General features: G+C 61.8%; 14 protein-coding genes and 1 pseudogene. 6 read left to right on the top strand and 9 right to left on the bottom strand.

Going from position 1 to position 16,627, the window contains the following annotated elements:
• Positions 1-8: 8 nt before the first annotated feature.
• Positions 9-440 (bottom strand): hypothetical protein, encoded by a 432-nt coding sequence (locus VF629_RS14335; RefSeq protein WP_331059177.1) that lies wholly within the window; start codon positions 438-440, stop codon positions 9-11.
• Positions 441-608: 168 nt separating this feature from the next.
• On the opposite strand from VF629_RS14335, the gene VF629_RS14330 reads away from it, so the two are divergent.
• The gene (locus VF629_RS14330; protein ID WP_331059176.1) at positions 609-2,243 is read left to right on the top strand and encodes an NADP-dependent glyceraldehyde-3-phosphate dehydrogenase; all 1,635 of its coding nucleotides are present in this window, start codon (positions 609-611) and stop codon (positions 2,241-2,243) included.
• A gap of 89 nt (positions 2,244-2,332) precedes the next feature.
• Here VF629_RS14330 and VF629_RS14325 read toward each other — a convergent pair whose 3' ends face one another.
• Together VF629_RS14325 and VF629_RS14320 are read right to left on the bottom strand one after the other, a co-directional pair.
• Entirely contained in the window at positions 2,333-2,941 is a 609-nt protein-coding gene (locus VF629_RS14325) for a hypothetical protein (RefSeq protein ID WP_331059175.1), read from the bottom strand.
• A gap of 225 nt (positions 2,942-3,166) precedes the next feature.
• Positions 3,167-4,105, bottom strand: a complete 939-nt coding sequence (locus tag VF629_RS14320) for a hypothetical protein (protein WP_331059174.1) — start codon at positions 4,103-4,105, stop codon at positions 3,167-3,169.
• Positions 4,106-4,302: 197 nt separating this feature from the next.
• Here VF629_RS14320 and VF629_RS14315 point away from each other — a divergent pair, with 197 nt between their 5' ends.
• The 3 genes and pseudogenes from VF629_RS14315 to VF629_RS14305 all read left to right on the top strand — a co-directional run bounded on the left by VF629_RS14315 (position 4,303) and on the right by VF629_RS14305 (position 6,187).
• Positions 4,303-4,488 (top strand): hypothetical protein, encoded by a 186-nt coding sequence (locus tag VF629_RS14315; protein WP_331059173.1) that lies wholly within the window; start codon positions 4,303-4,305, stop codon positions 4,486-4,488.
• Positions 4,470-5,351: pseudogene (locus VF629_RS14310) on the top strand (M13 family peptidase); the annotation flags it as partial. The gene VF629_RS14315 and the pseudogene VF629_RS14310, both read left to right, overlap by 19 nt.
• 134 nt (positions 5,352-5,485) lie before the next feature.
• A complete protein-coding gene (locus tag VF629_RS14305; protein ID WP_331059172.1) occupies positions 5,486-6,187 on the top strand; it encodes a M13-type metalloendopeptidase in 702 nt (233 codons plus the stop codon).
• Between the two features lie 127 nt (positions 6,188-6,314).
• On the opposite strand, the gene VF629_RS14300 is transcribed toward VF629_RS14305, so the two are convergent.
• The 4 genes from VF629_RS14300 to glyA all read right to left on the bottom strand — a co-directional run bounded on the left by VF629_RS14300 (position 6,315) and on the right by glyA (position 11,136).
• Positions 6,315-8,270 carry an ATP-binding protein gene (locus tag VF629_RS14300; RefSeq protein WP_331059171.1) on the bottom strand — a complete coding sequence of 652 codons (1,956 nt, stop codon included), beginning with the start codon at positions 8,268-8,270 and terminating at the stop codon, positions 6,315-6,317.
• A 116-nt stretch (positions 8,271-8,386) separates the two neighbouring features.
• The gene (gene rpiB / locus VF629_RS14295; protein WP_331059170.1) at positions 8,387-8,815 is read right to left on the bottom strand and encodes a ribose 5-phosphate isomerase B; all 429 of its coding nucleotides are present in this window, start codon (positions 8,813-8,815) and stop codon (positions 8,387-8,389) included.
• 10 nt (positions 8,816-8,825) lie between these two features.
• Positions 8,826-9,692 carry a twin-arginine translocase subunit TatC gene (gene tatC, locus VF629_RS14290; RefSeq protein ID WP_331059169.1) on the bottom strand — a complete coding sequence of 289 codons (867 nt, stop codon included), beginning with the start codon at positions 9,690-9,692 and terminating at the stop codon, positions 8,826-8,828.
• A gap of 151 nt (positions 9,693-9,843) precedes the next feature.
• A complete protein-coding gene (gene glyA / locus VF629_RS14285; protein ID WP_331059168.1) occupies positions 9,844-11,136 on the bottom strand; it encodes a serine hydroxymethyltransferase in 1,293 nt (430 codons plus the stop codon).
• Between the two features lie 240 nt (positions 11,137-11,376).
• Between glyA and VF629_RS14280 the strand changes: the two genes are divergently transcribed.
• A complete protein-coding gene (locus tag VF629_RS14280; RefSeq protein ID WP_331059167.1) occupies positions 11,377-11,868 on the top strand; it encodes a hypothetical protein in 492 nt (163 codons plus the stop codon).
• A 141-nt stretch (positions 11,869-12,009) separates the two neighbouring features.
• The gene (locus VF629_RS14275; protein WP_331059166.1) at positions 12,010-12,804 is read left to right on the top strand and encodes a hypothetical protein; all 795 of its coding nucleotides are present in this window, start codon (positions 12,010-12,012) and stop codon (positions 12,802-12,804) included.
• 171 nt (positions 12,805-12,975) lie between these two features.
• Here VF629_RS14275 and VF629_RS14270 read toward each other — a convergent pair whose 3' ends face one another.
• Together VF629_RS14270 and VF629_RS14265 are read right to left on the bottom strand one after the other, a co-directional pair.
• Positions 12,976-13,524, bottom strand: coding sequence for a hypothetical protein (locus VF629_RS14270; RefSeq protein ID WP_331059165.1), 549 nt, complete (start codon positions 13,522-13,524; stop codon positions 12,976-12,978).
• A 363-nt stretch (positions 13,525-13,887) separates the two neighbouring features.
• The gene (locus tag VF629_RS14265; protein ID WP_331059164.1) at positions 13,888-16,449 is read right to left on the bottom strand and encodes a hypothetical protein; all 2,562 of its coding nucleotides are present in this window, start codon (positions 16,447-16,449) and stop codon (positions 13,888-13,890) included.
• Positions 16,450-16,627: the final 178 nt, after the last annotated feature.

Here is a 16,627-nt window from a genome sequence, read left to right as displayed (position 1 = left end):
GCAATTATCTACCGTGCCAGCAGCCAGCCCAGCAGCCCGGCCCGCGCCGTCCAAGCCAGGGTGCGGAGCCAGTTGGTGCGCGTGAGGCCATCGATGGCGATGTAGTCAAACCCAGCCGCCAGGCGGTTATGGAAAGGCACGGAAATAAAGAACGTCGCGGCCCACACCGCCACTACCAGCGCCAAGCTCCACCAGCCCGCCCCGCCGGGCAGCGCCGTGCGGCCGACCCAGGCCAGCCAGAGGGCCAGCGCGAGCTCCAGCACCATGGGGGCCAGCACCACGTAGCCCATGCGGCGGGTGTGGGCCGCGTGGAAGGCCGCCCAGGCCTCCTTCGGCACCAGCCCGAAGCTGGGGTAATGCACCACCTGCACCGTCCAGATGAGGCCGGCGAGGTAAGCCGCAGCGGCAAAGTTGAGCAGTAGCAGCAGGCGAAGGGACATGGCCGAAAAATAATTTAATGGGAAACATAGCGGTTTTTACCGGCATCCGCGCCCCGCAATCGTTCTCGTACAAAGCGGCCGCGCCTGCGCTTCGGGCCCAGTATTTCCGCGCTCATTTGCTGGTGTGTAGGTTCGCACCGCACTTTCTCATTGGTTTCCCGCTCCGCTATGTCCGTCACCACCGAAAGCCTGACCCAACTGTTCCCGCCGGATGCGGCAGCCATTCCCGAAGCCTGGCGCCTGCCCGAGCCCCTGCACCAGCGCGAGTACCTGCTCGACGGCGAGTTGCGCGAGTGGACCGGCCCCACGCAGGAAGTGGTGTCGCCCATGTTTGAGCGCCAGCCCGACGGCTCGCTCAAGCCCCGCGTCATCGGCTCCTACCCGCTGCTCGACGAGGCCGAAGCCCTCAAGGCCCTAGAGGCCGCCGTGCAGGCCTACGACCACGGCCGCGGCGAATGGCCCACCATGAGCGTGGCCGACCGCATCGCGGCCGTGGAAAAATTCACGCGCCTCATTGTGGCCCGCAAAGCCGAAATCGTGAAGCTGCTGCTCTGGGAAATTGGCAAGTCGACCACGGACTCAGAGAAGGAGTTCGACCGCACCGTCGACTACATCCGCAACACGATTGACGCCCTCAAGGACATGGACCGCGACTCGTCGCGCTTCAGCATCACCGAGGGCATCATCGGCCAGATTCGGCGCTCGCCCCTGGGCGTGGTGCTCTGCATGGGCCCCTTCAACTACCCGCTGAACGAGACGTTCTGCATGCTCATTCCGGCCCTGATTATGGGCAACACCGTCCTCTTCAAGCCCCCGAAGCACGGCACCCTGCTGCACTACCCGCTGCTGCAAGCCTTCACCGAAGCCTTCCCCAAAGGCGTGGTGAACACCGTGTACGGCCGCGGCAATACCGTGGTGCCCGCCCTCATGGCCTCGGGCAAGATTGACGCGCTGGGCCTCATCGGCAGCAGCCGCGTGGCCGACTCGCTCAAGAAAATGCACCCCAAGAGCAACCGCCTGCGGGCCATTTTGGGGCTCGACGCCAAGAACGCCGCCATCATCATGCCCGACGCCGACCTGGACGTGGCCGTGAAGGAAGCCGTGCTGGGCGCGCTGAGCTTCAACGGCCAGCGCTGCACGGCGCTGAAAATGTTCCTGGTGCAGGAAAGCATAGCCGACGCCTTCGTGGAGCGCCTCAGCGCCGAAATCAACAAACTGAAACCCGGCATGCCCTGGGACGCGGGCGTGAACATCACCCCCCTGCCCGAGCCGCAAAAGCCCAGCTACCTGGCCGAAGTCATTGCCGACGCCCAGGCCCACGGCGCCCGTGTGGTGAACGAAGGCGGCGGCACCGCCAGCGGCCCGCTGGTGTACCCCGCCCTGCTCTACCCTGTGCAGGAGGGCATGAAAGTGTGGCGCGAAGAGCAATTCGGCCCGGTGGTGCCGGTGGCCCGCTTCGCCAGCGCCGACGAGGCCATTCAGTACATCATCGACTCCGACCACGGCCAGCAGGTGAGCATCTTCGGCTCCGAATCGGAAGAGGTGGCCAGCCTCGTCGACCAATTGGTGAACCAGGTGAGCCGCGTAAACATCAACGCCCAGTGCCAGCGCGGGCCGGATACCTTTCCCTTCACCGGCCGCAAAGACTCGGCCGAAGGCACCCTGTCGGTGCACGATGCGCTGCGCTCGTTCAGCATCCGCACGGTGGTGGCCACCAAAATGACCGAAGCCAACAAGCACCTTCTCAACGAGATTGTGGACGGGCAGGAAAGCAGCTTCCTGAGCACGCGCTTCATTCTGTAACGTTGGAGTTGTCAAGCAAAAAGGCCCCGGGACTTGCGCAAGTCCCGGGGCCTTTTTGTGGTGAGGTATCTGCGGTTTGACAGCGAATATCACGGGTAGGGAGGGTTGATGATAATGCCTATATCATCTTGTCTGAGAAATAGCATGGTGGCCACCTCCGGCTTACTTTCCGGAGTCTGGGATTTTGGCTTCTTGTTCATCACCGCGCGATAAGTGGGTTTGCCATCCTTTCCGCTGCCATCCGCTACCGCTCCTTTGACCAATGTCCATCTTTTGGGGTTTCCTTTGAATTCACCGATTGCGTCTTCAATGTCTTTTTTGTTATTGCCACTCTTTTTGTTAATTCTCCAGTACTGAAGAATTTCTCCTGGCTGCTGCACTTCATTGGCAGGCAGCACGACGAACCGAATTTCTACTTCTATGTTTTTGGCCTTCCAAGCGTATGTCAATGGAGAATCAGACACTTTTTTAAAGTTGCCGTCGGGACTATCGTCGTGATTGTTGCCATGGTATTGTTTGGCGGCGTTCTCACACGCCTCCGCATCTAAATAGCGGTGCTCGTCCACGGCAACACTTATCAGGTCGAATTTACCTTTAATTGAGTACTCCTCCCCTTTGCCGCTCGCCAACATACGTTTGTTGCACGAAAAGCCCACCAAACAGGCTACTAAACAAGCCGCTAATTTCAAGTATCGCATAAACCAAATATCATAAATTTTTTATAAATATTCAACAATACAATTGCATTATAAATAATTTTTAGCCTGCTGCAGTCGACTACTCATTAGGATAGTATTTAGCCCTGGCAGTATGCTCGCCATAACGAAACATCGCCATCAAGCCGTTGACAAGCTGCTGGCTACGTAACCGTACACGAAGCTTAAGGAGATGTGGAATAAGGGCATGCGTAAGCCCTCCTTCCCTTACCGATTGCTCGCAATCAGCCGACCCAGCATGGACGAGAAGCGCATGTTCCAGTGCTTGAGGCGGAACGAGGAAGCGCTGTAGGCCGCAACTGGCTGGTTGGCACAGCGCATATAGTCTTTGTCCATGATGTTGGGCGCGTGGCCCTGGACCAGCAGTGCTTTGAGGAAGTTCTTTTTCCAGGGCTTCACGTCGCTCACGGCGTGGCTCATCACATACGCCGGATAGGTAAAGCCCATGCCCTCGGTGCCCACGACGCTGTAAGTCAAATCCTCGGAAACCGTCATCACGGCGTTCAACAGGTCCTGGTCGGTTTTGACGGCGCGGTGGCCCGTCTTGATGAAGGCCGTGATGGTGCCGCCCTGCGCGCGGTATTTCTCCGTGATGGCGACCCAGCGCTCCAGAACGGTGGTGTTAGAGCGGCGCACGCCTACAAAGCCGCTGTTTACGTAATGGTCCAGCTGGCAGGCATAGGTGGGGGCCACGCCCGCCAGGGCTTTCCATTCGGTGCGCCAGGGGTGGTTTCGGTGCAGGAAGGCAAAGGTGTTGTCGAGGCACAGCGCGATGCCCGACTGCACCCAGGAGGTAAAGAATTCCCACTCGGCGTTGACGACAATGTCGGGGTCGAAATAAAACACGTGCTGCGCGGCCGGATGCGCCGCAAACGTGTCGAGCATGAACTGGGGCTTGTAGTACCCGAAGTGCATGGCCGGGTTTATCGGCACGAACGACACGGCGAGGTCGGGAGCAACGCTATAATCCTGGTCTTGCACGTGTTTCAACTGGCTTACCCACGGCGGCAGTGCACCACGGTAGCCAATGCGCAGGAGGCCCTTAAACCCGGCTTTGACCAATGAGTTGAGCAAGGCCGCTACCCCAAAATGATAATGGCCCTCGTATAGCGTGACGATTATTTCGGGGGAGCTATTGACAATCATTTGACATGTGGAAGTAAAGAAGCGCTGGGCGTAGCCAAGCTGCTTCAGGCAATAATCAACCGCCGGCTTGTCGGCCTCTGCGCTGCAGCTGCACACCGCCCGGAACGGCAAAGAAAGGCAGAGAATAGACAACACGCTAAATCTGGCGGGAGCGGCCACGTTGGGCGAATGCAAGCGTGAGCCCTAACTTGCTCCGCATGAGAAAAGCACTCTTTCTGCTGCCTGTGCCTGCGCTGGCAGCCATGGTCACAGGCTGCCCGTCCAATTCGCCCAAGACCGCCCAGCCTGGCAACCAGCCCGATTTGCTCTACGCTGCCCTCGACACCACGGTGGCCCCCGGCGACGACTTTGTGACTTTTGGGCCGTGGGGCTCGACTCGGTGAAAGCCGACAAGCTCGGCGCCGCCCCCCTCAAACCGGAGCTCGACCGCATTGCGGCCATGAAAACCGTGGCCGAGGTGCCGGGCGTCATTGCCCACGAAATTCCGCTGGGCGTGCGGGCGCTCATCGGCCCGGGCGTGAGCCAGGACGACAAGAACAGCGACAAGATGGCGCTGTACCTGCGCCAGTCGGGCCTGGGGCTGCCCAACCGCGACTACTACTTCAACACCGACAGCCGGACCAAGAACATCCGGGCCGAGTACGTGAAGCACGTGGCCAACACGTTCCAGCTGCTGGGGCAGGACGCCGCCACGGCCCAAACCAACGCCGCCAAGGTGATGGCCCTCGAGACGGCCCTGGCCAAGTCGTCGCGCAAGCTCGAAGCCCTACGCGACCCTTACGCCAACTACCACAAGATGACCATTGTGCAGCTTAACCAGCTGACGCCGGGCACCGACTAGAAAACGTGGTTTACGCAACTGGGGGTGTCCAACGCCGATACCGTCATCGTGGGCCAGCCGGAATTTTACCAAACGGCCGGAAAGCTGCTCAAAACCGCGCCGCTCGACGACTGGAAAACCTACCTCACCTGGCAGCTGACTCGCACGTTTGCCGCCACGCTCAGCCAGCCGTTCGTGCAGGAGAACTTTTATTTCTACGGCACGGTGCTGCGCGGCGCTAAGGCCATGCGCCCCCGCTGGAAGCGCGTGCTCGACATGCAGGAAGACGCTCTAGGCGATGCCTTAGGCCAACTCTTTGTGAAAGAATACTTCAAGCCCAAAACCAAAGCGCGCTACGACACGCTGGTTAAAAACGTGGTATCGGCCTTCGCTGAGCACATTCAACAAGTAGACTGGATGAGCGCGCCCACCAAAGTGGTGGCGCTCGACAAGCTGCGCAAAATCACGCCCAAAGTGGGCTACCCCGACAAATGGAAGGACTACTCGGCCCTGAAAATTGACCGCAGCTCGCTGGCCGCAAACGTAATGCGCGCCAACCAGTGGCAATACAACTACGAGCTGAACAAGCTGGGCAAACCCGTGGACCGCACCGAGTGGGGCATGACCCCGCAGACTTACAACGCCTACTACAACGGGTCGAAAACGAGATTGTGCTGCCCGCGGCCGCCTTCGCGGTGCCGGGCCTGCTCGACGCCGACGCCGACGATGCGCTGGTGTACGGCTACGCCGGGGCCAGCACCATCGGCCACGAGCTCACCCACGGCTTCGACGACGCGGGCAGCCAGTACGACGCCCACGGCAACCTGCACGAGTGGTGGAGCAAAGAAGACCGTAAACGCTTTAATCAGCGGGTGGATGGCATTGTGAAGCAGTTCAACAGCTACACCCTACTCGACTCGCTGCACATCAACGGGCGGGCCACGGCGGGTGAAAACATTGCCGACCTGGGCGGCATCGTCATCGGCCTCGACGCTTTCAAAAAGACCAAGCAGTACAAGGAAGGCAAGAAAATTAACGGCCTCACGCCCGTGCAACGCTACTTCCTGGGCTACGCCCTGGGCTGGCAGATGCACGTGCGCGACGAGAGCCTGGCCGCGCAACTGCTCACTGACGTGCACTCCCCAGCGCAGTACCGCGTAAACGGCCCGATGGCCGACGTCCCTGCCTTCTACGAAGCCTTCGGCGTCAAGCCCGGCCAAAAACTCTACCGGCCCGACTCAACCCGCGTGGTGATATGGTGAGGTGGTGAGGTGGTGAAATAGTGAGATGGTGAGTGGCGAGTTTGACGTTCTTTTTGGCACGAATCGCGCAGCTAGAACGTCAAGCTCGCCACTCACCATCTCACTATTTCACCACCTCACCAATCCACTACTTCGCCGCCGGCAGGCTCACCGTCACGTTAGTGCCGGCGCCGGGGCGGCTTTGGATGACTAGGGTGCCGCCGTGGCGGTGCACAAACGCCCGGCTTAGCGACAGGCCCAGGCCCAAGCCCGTGGCGTGCGGCGTCGGGGTAGGCTCGGGCAGGGCCGGGCCGCTGGTGAGGGCCGCAACGGTGGCCGCGCTCATGCCCGGGCCGGTGTCGGTGCAGCTGAGCAGCACCATTTGCAGGTCGTCGGGGTCGAGCGCCGCTTCTAGGTGCACGTGGCCGCCGGTGGGCATAAATTTGAGCGCATTGCCCACCAGGTTGCGCAAAATGGTGCGCGCCATGTTGCGGTCGGCCATCAGGCGCAGGCCCTCCGGGGCGGCCATGGTGATGTGCTGCCAGCTGGCAGCGGCCGTGGTTTGGTAAAGCGCCTGGCACTCGGCAAACAGCTCCGATACCAGCAGCGGCGCGGGCCGGCACTCCAGCTCCCCCGTTTGGCTCACGGCCCAGTTCAGCACGTTGTCGAGCAGGTGGTTGAGGCTGTCGGCGGCCTGGCGCACCAGCGCCGGCAGGCGGGCCAGGCCGGCCTGGTCGTTTTTGGCGATGTACGTGTCAATCAGGCCTGTTACCCCCGCGAAAGCCGTGACGGGCCCGCGCAGGTCGTGGGCCACAATGGCGTACAGCTTGTCTTTGAACACGGCCACGCTCCGCAGCTCTGCCGAGGCTTTTTCCAGGGCGCGGTTGTTGGCGGCGAGGGCCGAGCGGTTGCGGCGCAGGTTGCGGTACAGGTACGCCGACACCGCGAGGCCCAGCGCCAGCACCGCCACCACCCCGCCCAGCAACCGGCTGTGCCAGAGCTGTTCGTCGCGCTGCTCCGTGAGCTGGCGCAGGCGGCGGGCGCGCTCCTGGGTTTCGTAGCCCACTTGGGCCGTGGCCAGCGTCTGCATGGTCTGGCGGTTGTTGAGCGTGTCGTTCAGCTCCACATAGCGCTGGTTCCATTCGTAGGCCTGCTGATACTTTCGGTGCTCGGCGGCTTCGGCCGCCAAAATGCTATAGGCGTCGAGCACGCGCTCCAGGTAGTCGCTTTGCCGGGCCAGGCGCAGGGCCTCGAGGGCCGCGCCCTCGGCACGCTCTGTCTCACCAGTCTGGATGTAGTACATCGCAAACATGATGAGCTGGTTGGCCTGGTTGCGCACGGCGTTCTGGCGCCGGCTGATGGCCAGGGCCTGGGTCAGCAGGCGCTTCACCCGGGGCAGGCGGCCCACTTGCATTTGGTAGGTGGCCAGGCTGGACAGGTAGTTGGACTGCGCCGTCGAGTCGCCTTCGCGCCGGGCCAGGGCCAGGGCCAACGAGTCGAAATGCATGGCCTGCGGGTACTGCTGCCGGTAATAGAACAAGCTCCCGACGTTGCCCAGCAGCCGCATGCGGGTGCGGGGCAGCACGCGCGCGCGCGACAGCGACAACAGGCGCAGGGCGCGTTGGTAGTGCCGCCAAGCCGTGGCAGAGTCGCCCCGCTCGTGGTACACGCTGCCCTGGGCGGTGTAGGCGCGCGTCAGGGCGTCGAAATCATCGAGGCGCCGGGCCACGGCCTGGGCTTCGGAGAGCAAGGTGAGGGCCACCGGCCCGTTCGACAAGTTGGCGTAGCAGCTGGCCAAAGTCAACAAGCTGGGCAGCAACCGTTCGTCTTGCTCGGCGGGCAGGGTGCGGGCCAGGGCCACGGCGGCCTCTCCGTAGGGCAAGGCCCGGGCCGGCTGCTCGGTGTGCAAGGCAAAGCACAGGGCGTTGAGCAGGCGCAAGCGGGTGGTGTCGGCTAGCCGTGTGGCCAGCTTTTGGCGCAGCAGCTCCGTTTCGGCTGAGGGGGTGGGAGCAGCACTCAGCGGCCCGGCAACTGCGCACGCGAAGCCCATGGCAAGCAGCCAGAAAAGCAATACCCCAGGCCGCTTCACAATAGGCTGTTTCATGCTTGCCAAAGATAAGCACTGTTCAGCCAATTTTCACGCTTTAGTACTATTTCAAAAATAGCGCTTTTTGCGGCAGCTCACTCAGCCAGGCAACCCAAAACCACCTCAAACGGCGTTCAGCAATTAATTTTGGCCACGCGCTGCTGATGACGCCCGCCTTCGAAATCGGTTTCCAAAAATATTGATACAATTTCCTGGGCTTGCTCCCCGCTCACGTACCGGGCTGGCACGCACAGCACGTTGGCGTTGTTGTGCTGCCGCGCCAGCGCCGCCAATTCGGGCAGCCAGGCAATGGCCGCACGCACCCCCGCGTGCTTGTTGGCCGTGATGCACACCCCGTTGGCCGAGCCGCACAGCAGGATGCCTTGTTCGAACGCCCCCGCGGCTACTGCGGCCGACAGCGGATGGGCCACGTCGGGGTAATCCATCGAGTCGGGCGAGTGGGTGCCGAAGTCCTGCACGTCGTGGCCCTGGCCGCTGAGCCAGGTGCGGAGCATTTCCTTTTGCGTGTAACCGGCGTGGTCCGAGCCAAGGGCAATTTTCATACGGGCGGGGTTATTGGGCGCTGTTTTGCTCGCGGGCCAGGGTGGCGTTGAGGCGGGCCGTGTCGCCGCGGCGCACCGCGCGGGCAATGTTGATGCTCAGCTCGTAAAGCACCAGAATGGGAATGGTGACGATGATTTGGGCGGTGATGTCGGGCGGGGTGATGACGGCTGCCAAAATCAAAATGACCACGATGGCGTGCTTGCGGTACACCTGCATGATTTCGGGCGTAATCAACCCGGCTTTGGCCAAGAAGAAGACTATCATGGGCAACTCAAACACAAAAGCGCAGGACATGGTCATCGTGGTGAGCGTGGAGATGTAGCTCTGCATGTCAATCTGGTTTTCGATGGTGGGGTCCACCGTGTAGGAAGCCAGAAAGTTGATGCTGAGCGGGGCCGCGATGTAATAGCCAAACAACAGCCCCAGGATGAAGAGCACCGACACGAAGAACACGGCTCCCTGCGAATTTTTGCGCTCGTGCGGGTATAGGCCGGGCTTCACAAAGCGCCACAGCTCCCAAAACAGGTAAGGAAACGCCAGCACGATGCCCACCATGAACGAGGTGCTGATGTGCATGGCCAGCTGCCCGCTCATTTCCCGGTTCTGAATCACGAAGTTGACGCTGTTCGAGCAGGGCTCCGTCGACCCCATGGCTTGGCCCAGGCGGCACAGCGCCTGGTAGGTCCAGAAATCGTTGCGCGACGGCCCGAGAATCAGGTCATGAAAGATAAATTCTTTGGCGAAAAACGCCCCGGTGGCGAACACCACCACCGAAATAGCCGCCCGAATGACGTGCCAGCGCAACGCCTCCAGGTGGTCGATGAAGGACATTTCGTGCTGTTCGCCCAGCTGTTTGTTTGGTTGTTGAGGTTGCACGGAAAGCAATAGGTGAATGGGTGAATGGGTAAATGGGCGAATGGGTGAACGAGGGGGATGTACGAAGGAACAAGCTGCCGGGGCCGAAGCCACCGCGTTTGCTGCCATTCATCCATTCACCCATTCACCCATTCGCCCATTCATCCATTGGCTACGCAAACAGCGGGTAGTCCTGCAGCCAGGCGTTTACGCGCTGGCGCACCTGCCCAATGCGGGTGTCGTTGTCGTGGTGGGTGAGGGTTTCGTCAATCAGCTCCACAATGCGGGCCATGTCCGACTCGCCCAATCCGCGGGTAGTTACGGCGGCCGAGCCAATGCGGATGCCGCTGGTCACGAAGGGCGACTTGTCGTCAAAGGGCACCATGTTTTTGTTGATGGTGATGTCGGCCCGCACCAGCGTGTTTTCGGCCAGCTTGCCGCTGAGGCCTTTCGAGCGCAGGTCAATCAGCATGAGGTGGTTGTCGGTGCCGCCCGAAATGATGTCGTAGCCCAGGCCCACGAAGCCAGCCGCCAGCGCCTGCGCGTTGCGCGCCACCTGCCGGGTGTAGGTCTGGAAGTCGTCGGTCAGCGCCTCGCCAAAGGCCACGGCCTTGGCGGCAATGACGTGCTCGAGCGGCCCGCCCTGGGTGCCGGGAAACACGGCCCCGTCGAGCACCGCCGACATGGGACGGATGTCGCCTTTGGGGGTTTTCAGGCCGAAGGGGTTGTCGAAATCCTGGCCCAACATGATGAGGCCGCCGCGGGGGCCGCGCAGGGTTTTGTGGGTGGTGGTGGTCACAACGTGGCAGTGCTCGAAGGGCGAGTTGAGCAGGCCGGTGGCGATGAGGGCCGAGGGGTGCGAGATGTCGGCCAGCAGCAGGGCGCCCACTTCGTCGGCGGCTTCGCGCAGGGCGGCGTAATTCCAGTCGCGCGAGTAGGCCGAGGCCCCGCAGATAATCATCTTGGGGCGTTCGCGGCGGGCGGTTTCTTTTACCTTGTCCCAATCGATGAGGCCGGTTTCTTTTTCGACGCCGTAGAAGCTGGGCACAAAGTATTTGCCCGAAAAGTTGACGGGCGAGCCGTGGGTGAGGTGGCCGCCGTGGCTGAGGTCGAAACCCAGGATTTTGTCGCCGGGCTTGAGGCAGGCCAGGAACACGGCGGCGTTGGCTTGGGCGCCGGAGTGGGGCTGCACGTTGGCCCAGGCCACGCCGAACAATTCCTTCACGCGGTCGATGGCCAATTGCTCTACCTGGTCCACGATTTCGCAGCCGCCGTAGTAGCGCTTGCCGGGCAGGCCCTCGGCGTACTTGTTGGTAAGCACGGAGCCTTGGGCGGCCATCACCTGTTCCGAAACGTAATTTTCGGAGGCAATGAGCTCAATTCCGTGGGTTTGGCGGGTTTTCTCCTGGGCAATGAGGTCGAAAACGGCGGTATCGAGAAGGCGAGCGGGGGCGGCTGTTTGCATGGGTGTAAAGGTAAGGCGGGATGGGTAATGAGGTGATTGCTTGATGTGCTGATTGCTTGATGTGGTGATGTGCCGATGCGGCGATGGGGTAATGTGCAGAAGTAAACAGAATGAAAACTGATAGAATAGAACCGCGCGCCATTATTTCATCGACCAATCGGCACATCACCACATCAACCAATCCGCATATCATCCGATAACGGTTTCCGTTGTTACTTGCTGCTGCCTTTGCTCCCTTCAATGTCAGCGCCACTCGCCGAAACCCTTACCCAACTGCGCGTCGGCAATCAGAAATTTCTGATTGACTTTTACCAGCGCAGCCGGCATTTGTTTGCACGCTGGGCCCAGCGCCAGCACCAGCTCGCCCCGCCCCAGGCCCACGAGCTGCTCCAGGACACGCTGCTCGACTTTTATGACCAAGTGGCCGACGGCCGCATCACCAAGCTGCCCGAGGACCTGCGCGCCTACCTCTACGGCATGGCCCAGCAGCGCATGGCCGCGCAGGTGCCCGCCCACGTGCCCCTGCCCGCCGCCGAAGCCAGCCGCCGCCAGCGCCTCCTGACGCAGTTCAACCAGCTCGGCAGCGACTGCCAGCAGGTGCTGACCTACTTTTACTTCCGCGGCTACCACTTCGAAAAAATGGGCGGCAAAATGGGTTTCCCCAACGCCACGGTGGCCCGCCTCCAGAAAAGCGCCTGCCTGCGCAAACTTTACGAACTGCTGAAAAACTAGGGTAGGAGGGTGTGAGGGTAGGAGGGTGTGAGGGTAGGAGGGCAGGAGGTTTTTTCCACTTGCTTCTCCCCTCTCCCCGCCTCTCCCCGCCTACCCCCCTACCCTCCTACCCTCACACCCCCACCCCCTCTTGCCCTAAAAATGGACCTGCGCCCTCATTTTGACGAGTTAGAACGCTTCGCCGACGGCCAGATGACGCCCGCCGAGCAAGAAGCGTTTGAGCTGCGCCTGGAGCAAGACGAGGCCCTGGCCGAAGCCCACGCGGCCTACGAACAGCTCACGGCCGACCTGCGCTGGGCGGCGGGGCACAACACCTTGCGCCTGCGCCTGCAAGCCCTCGACGAGCGCATGAACGAGCGGGGCGACGCCCTGGCCCGCACCGAACGGCTGACTCAGCAGCGCCAGCGACGCTGGATGACGCTGGGCGTGCTGGGCGCAGTGCTGCTGGTTGCCATGGGCGTGGGCGCCTGGTACTTCAGCCGCCCCGGCCCGACCCGGCCTGCCCGCAGTTGGGAAGCGTACTACCAGCCCGACCCCGGCCCGGCCGTGACCACCGGCTTGCTGCACAGCCGGCCGCTGCTCTCCGAAGCCCTCGACCAGTACCAGTCCGGGCACTACCCGGCGGCGCTGCACTCGCTGGGGCGGGTGTCGGCCGCCAGCGTAGGCGCCGACACGCTGCTGTATCTGCGCGGCCTCATGCTGCTGCGCCAGGGCCAGGGCACGGCCGCTCAGCTCTACCTACGCCGCGTGAGCGAGGACACCGTTGCGGGCGAGCTGGCCCGCCGCGCCCGCTACCACCTGGGCATGGCCCACTGGCAGGCCAATGAGCTGGCTCCCGCCCGCGCCGCGCTGCTGGCTGTGGCCGCCGACTCACTGAACCTCTACCGCACCTCGGCGCAGCGGGCCATAGCCGCGGGGGTGCTGGAGGGGAAGTAAGGAGTAAGCGGTGTTCACCCCGGAGATGAACGGCCACCTGCGGCATGTCTACTTAGACGAACCGCCGATGCAGGCGCAGAAAACTCGGCCGTTGATTTTGCATCTACAAGCAGGAGCGGCGCATGAAGTGTGCGCAACCCGGTTTTTTTGTGGGCAGCAAACGATGATGAGCTAAAACTTGGCGTCGAAGCGCCCTTGCGTAATCTTGAGCGTGTCGCAGCCAGTGCGGGCAATAACCGCGTCAAAAGTTCCGGCTACTATCCGGTTACTTTTATCAAATCGTGTAATGATTAAGGTCGCTTTTCTATAAGTCATATCGCGGCTGTCATACATAAATCCACAGAGTGCCCCTTCTCCACTAGAATAAAGTACTTCTCCCACCCCCGCTCCCAAATTCAGTGAATAGCTGCCCACAGAATTGACTGGAGCAGCATCAGTATTCAAATACCTAGTAAGGTCTTTGTTTTCTACCCGATAAGTTTCGATGCCAAAAGCACCACCTCTAAAAGTTGGGTTGTAAGAGACATAGAAATTACTCATACCGTTACTGCCTTTCGGCGTGTATGCCTGCCCGTTGACGAGGCAGCCGAAGGTGCCCGCGCCGGTCTGGGTGGCGGGCGGGAGTTGGGCGGCCGGGTCGCGGGGACGGGGGTCGTCCTTGCACTTGCTGCACTGAGTGAGCGTGAGCAGGGCGGCGTAGAGCAGGAGCTTGCGGGGCATGAGCGGATATTCTCTAGCGTAAAGAAGATGGAGTGTTGTTCAAGATAACGACATTCATCGTGCTGTAAATCTCAGCCATTCCAACCGCCGCTAAAAGGACACTGCGGCCTCAATTGCGACATGCGGTTTTGGCCCTGGGCAGTTCACTACGGCCCTAATTGCTGGAGTAAAAAGAGTCAATGCTGGCTCTGAGACTCCTTTTGTCTGCCAATCTGGGCGGCATTGCTTTCTTGAAAAAGCCACTATATGTAATATCGTCTACACAATTGCCTTTTGTTACGCCCCTCAACGCAAAAAGCCCCGACTGCCATCGCAGTCGGGGCTTCGAAATAGGCGGCGCGGGCGCTTAGCGCGGCGCTCGCCTCAGTCTTTCACCACGCGCTGGCGCAGCACCTGGCCGGCCACGGTGGCCGTGAGGGTGTAAGTGCCGGCGGCGCAGGTGAGCTGCACGCGCAGCGGGGCCGCGCCCGGCACTACGGCCTGCTCCCGGTGCCACACTTCGCGGCCCACGGCGTCCACCAGGCGCAGGGTGGCGGTGGTGGCGGTGGGGCTCGTGAGGGCCACGGTCAGCTCCGCGGCAAACTGCGTGGGGTAGGCGGCCAGCGAAACCGGCGCAGCGTTGAAGTTGAGCACTTCGGGGCCGTAGTAGGCCGTTTTGCCGTTTAGGTCTTCCTGGCGCAGGCGGTAGTAGCGCAAGCCAGCTTTGCCCTCGGCCGCGTCCACGAAGCGGTAGCTCCGGGCCGCCGTGCTGGTGCCGCTGCCCTCCGGGGCCACAAACCCAATCTCGCGGAAGGTCTTGCCGTCGAGCGATACCTCCACGCCAAACCCGCGGCTGTCCAGCTCCGAGGCGGTGGCCCAGGTGAGCACGGCGTTGCGGCTTTGGCGCTCGGCGCGGAAGGCGGTGAGGCCCACGGGCAGCGGGGCCGTCACGTCGCCCAGGGTCCAGCGCGAGGCCGTGGTAGCGCCGCCCGCCAGCACGCTCACGGCGGCCAGCGAGGCGAAGTTGGTGCCGGAGGCCGTTACGCCTCGGTTTTGCCAGCTCATGCCCAGGTTCGTCGACCGGAAGAAGCGCAGGTTGGCGGGGGCAATGCCGTTCAGCTCATGCGGCAGGTAGCGAATGGTCATGCTCAGGTTGAGGCTGGCGCTGTTGGTGGCGTCGATGTCGAAGTAGCGCGAGATGCCGCGGCTCGTGCCGGCGCCGGTGGGGGTCGTGCCGGTTACCCGCGTCACCAAGGTGCTCCCCGGCAGCAGCGACCCCACCATGGAGAGCAACTCCAGGCCCACGCCGCCAAATTCTTCCACGGTGCCCACCACGGGGGTGCGCTCCACTTCCACCTTGCCCAGCACGTAGCTGGCGTTGGTTTCGTTCAGGTTGGCCAGGCGGTCGAGCTTGATGCGGTACCGGCCGGTGGCGAGGATGCCGTTCAGCATTTGCACGTTGCTGTACACCACGGCATCGCCGGTGAAGGTTTTGGTGCCCGCGCCGTTCACTTCCAAGTTGAAGTAGAGGCCGCCGCTTACCTTTTGCGGGCCGTTGCCGGTCAATTTCACCTTGCCCGTGGTGCAGCTGAACACGCCCGAATTGTTCATGTCGCCCTTGATTTCTATGTCGCCCAGGGTTTGGGCAAAGGTGCCCGTGTTGTTGAAGTCCCCCTCGATGAGCATGTCGCCGCCGGTGTGGTTGAGAATACCGTCGTTGGTGAGGCTGCCTTTCACCACGGTCAGGCCGTCTTCCACCACCATCAGCTGGCCGCTGCTCACGGAGAAGGAGTTCAGCACGGTGGCGGTAGCGCGGCTCACCAGGCTGTTTACGCCGCTGGTGCCGTTATTCGACACGTTAGAAACCGTGTTGTCGGTCAGTTCGTTGCGGCCGGCGTCTACGTCCAGCGCAATGAGGGCCGCAGAGCTCACGCCGGTCAGGCTCACGCCGCTCACCACGTTGCCGCTCACCTCGTTGGTGAGGGAAGCGCTGGTGCCGACGCTCATGGCGATGCCGCGAAAGGTCTGGATGCCGGCGTTTTCCCACAAGCCGCCCACGGTTTCGGGGCCCCGCCCGCCAATGAAGTTGTTGGCCACCGTCACGTCGTTGGCCGTAATACCGGGCCGGAAGTCGATGGCCGTTTGGGCCGTGAGCGGCACGGCGGCCGCGTTGTAATAGAAGCTGTTGCCGCTGATGTTCCAGCGGTTGCCGTTGCCCACGGTCACCAGCAGGCCGGCGCGGCTGAAATTAAAGAGCTGGTTGTTGGTCAGGCTAAAATCGTCGTTGACACCGCTGGCGCTGGCGGCGTACACTAGGTTGGCGGGCAGCACCGCCGGGTCGGCGTTGCCGATGAAGCTTTGGGCAATGGTGTTGTTATCGTTGCCGGTGCTGGCGCCGTTGCCCACCACCACCACGCCGCCTATGAGCGAGTTATTGGAGCCCAGCACCAGCGTTTCGCGCACCTCGTTGTGCGAGGCATCCCCTACAAACTGCACCGTTGGCTTCAGCACGCTGGGCTGCCGCAAGGTGAGGGCCCGGGGAGTGCTGCCGTTGTTGCCGCTCACTTTCACGTAAGCACTGCCGGCCCCGAAAGTGAGCGTGCCCGTGAGCACGGGGCTCACGCCGCTTGCTGGCCGAATGGTGAGCGTGTTGGTGGCCGTGCCCCTGCGGGTGATGAGCACGTCTTCGAAATAGCTGGCGTTCAGCAACTCAATTTCAACCGGCTGGGTTAGTGGCGAAGGCACTGCCGCCAGCGCCGCTCCGATGGTGGCATGCGTAGCTCCCACGCCTATTCCTACTTTGAGAATGACCTGGGCCTGGGCCGGGCCGACCAGCAGCAACCCCAGGCCCATTAACGCTCCCACCTTTTGCCAGCCCCGGCGCCGCCACCACGGTTGGGCTGGCAAGGCGCTGGAGAAGTACGAAGGTTGAAATATGTGTTTCATGTGGCAGATTGAATTGAGTGAGAGGTTATACAGGTTGGCTTACCGATGTCCAGAAGCGCGGCTCAACCCGGTCAGAAGGTATACGAGCAAGTCTTGGAACCGAATAATTCTATTTTGAGTATCATCTTCTCAGGCCAGCGCGAGGCCAGCGCAGTCTAAAGACAATGACTCAAATAGC

The organism is Hymenobacter sp., from assembly GCF_036388155.1.
Classification (GTDB): Bacteria; Bacteroidota; Bacteroidia; order Cytophagales; family Hymenobacteraceae; genus Hymenobacter.
This window is presented reverse-complemented; position numbering and strand designations above follow the sequence as displayed.

Excerpts from the sequence above, each read along its gene's own strand:
- VF629_RS14335 (WP_331059177.1), bottom strand. The coding sequence starts at position 440 with ATGTCCCTTCGCCTGCTGCTACTGCTCAACTTTGCCGCTGCGGCTTAC.
- rpiB (WP_331059170.1), bottom strand. The coding sequence starts at position 8,815 with ATGAAAATTGCCCTTGGCTCGGACCACGCCGGTTACACGCAAAAGGAA.
- VF629_RS14320 (WP_331059174.1), bottom strand. The coding sequence starts at position 4,105 with ATGATTGTCAATAGCTCCCCCGAAATAATCGTCACGCTATACGAGGGC.
- VF629_RS14270 (WP_331059165.1), bottom strand. The coding sequence starts at position 13,524 with ATGCCCCGCAAGCTCCTGCTCTACGCCGCCCTGCTCACGCTCACTCAG.
- VF629_RS14275 (WP_331059166.1), top strand. The coding sequence starts at position 12,010 with ATGGACCTGCGCCCTCATTTTGACGAGTTAGAACGCTTCGCCGACGGC.
- VF629_RS14300 (WP_331059171.1), bottom strand. The coding sequence starts at position 8,270 with ATGAAACAGCCTATTGTGAAGCGGCCTGGGGTATTGCTTTTCTGGCTG.
- VF629_RS14280 (WP_331059167.1), top strand. The coding sequence starts at position 11,377 with ATGTCAGCGCCACTCGCCGAAACCCTTACCCAACTGCGCGTCGGCAAT.
- VF629_RS14265 (WP_331059164.1), bottom strand. The coding sequence starts at position 16,449 with ATGAAACACATATTTCAACCTTCGTACTTCTCCAGCGCCTTGCCAGCC.
- glyA (WP_331059168.1), bottom strand. The coding sequence starts at position 11,136 with ATGCAAACAGCCGCCCCCGCTCGCCTTCTCGATACCGCCGTTTTCGAC.
- VF629_RS14315 (WP_331059173.1), top strand. The coding sequence starts at position 4,303 with ATGAGAAAAGCACTCTTTCTGCTGCCTGTGCCTGCGCTGGCAGCCATG.
- VF629_RS14325 (WP_331059175.1), bottom strand. The coding sequence starts at position 2,941 with ATGCGATACTTGAAATTAGCGGCTTGTTTAGTAGCCTGTTTGGTGGGC.
- VF629_RS14330 (WP_331059176.1), top strand. The coding sequence starts at position 609 with ATGTCCGTCACCACCGAAAGCCTGACCCAACTGTTCCCGCCGGATGCG.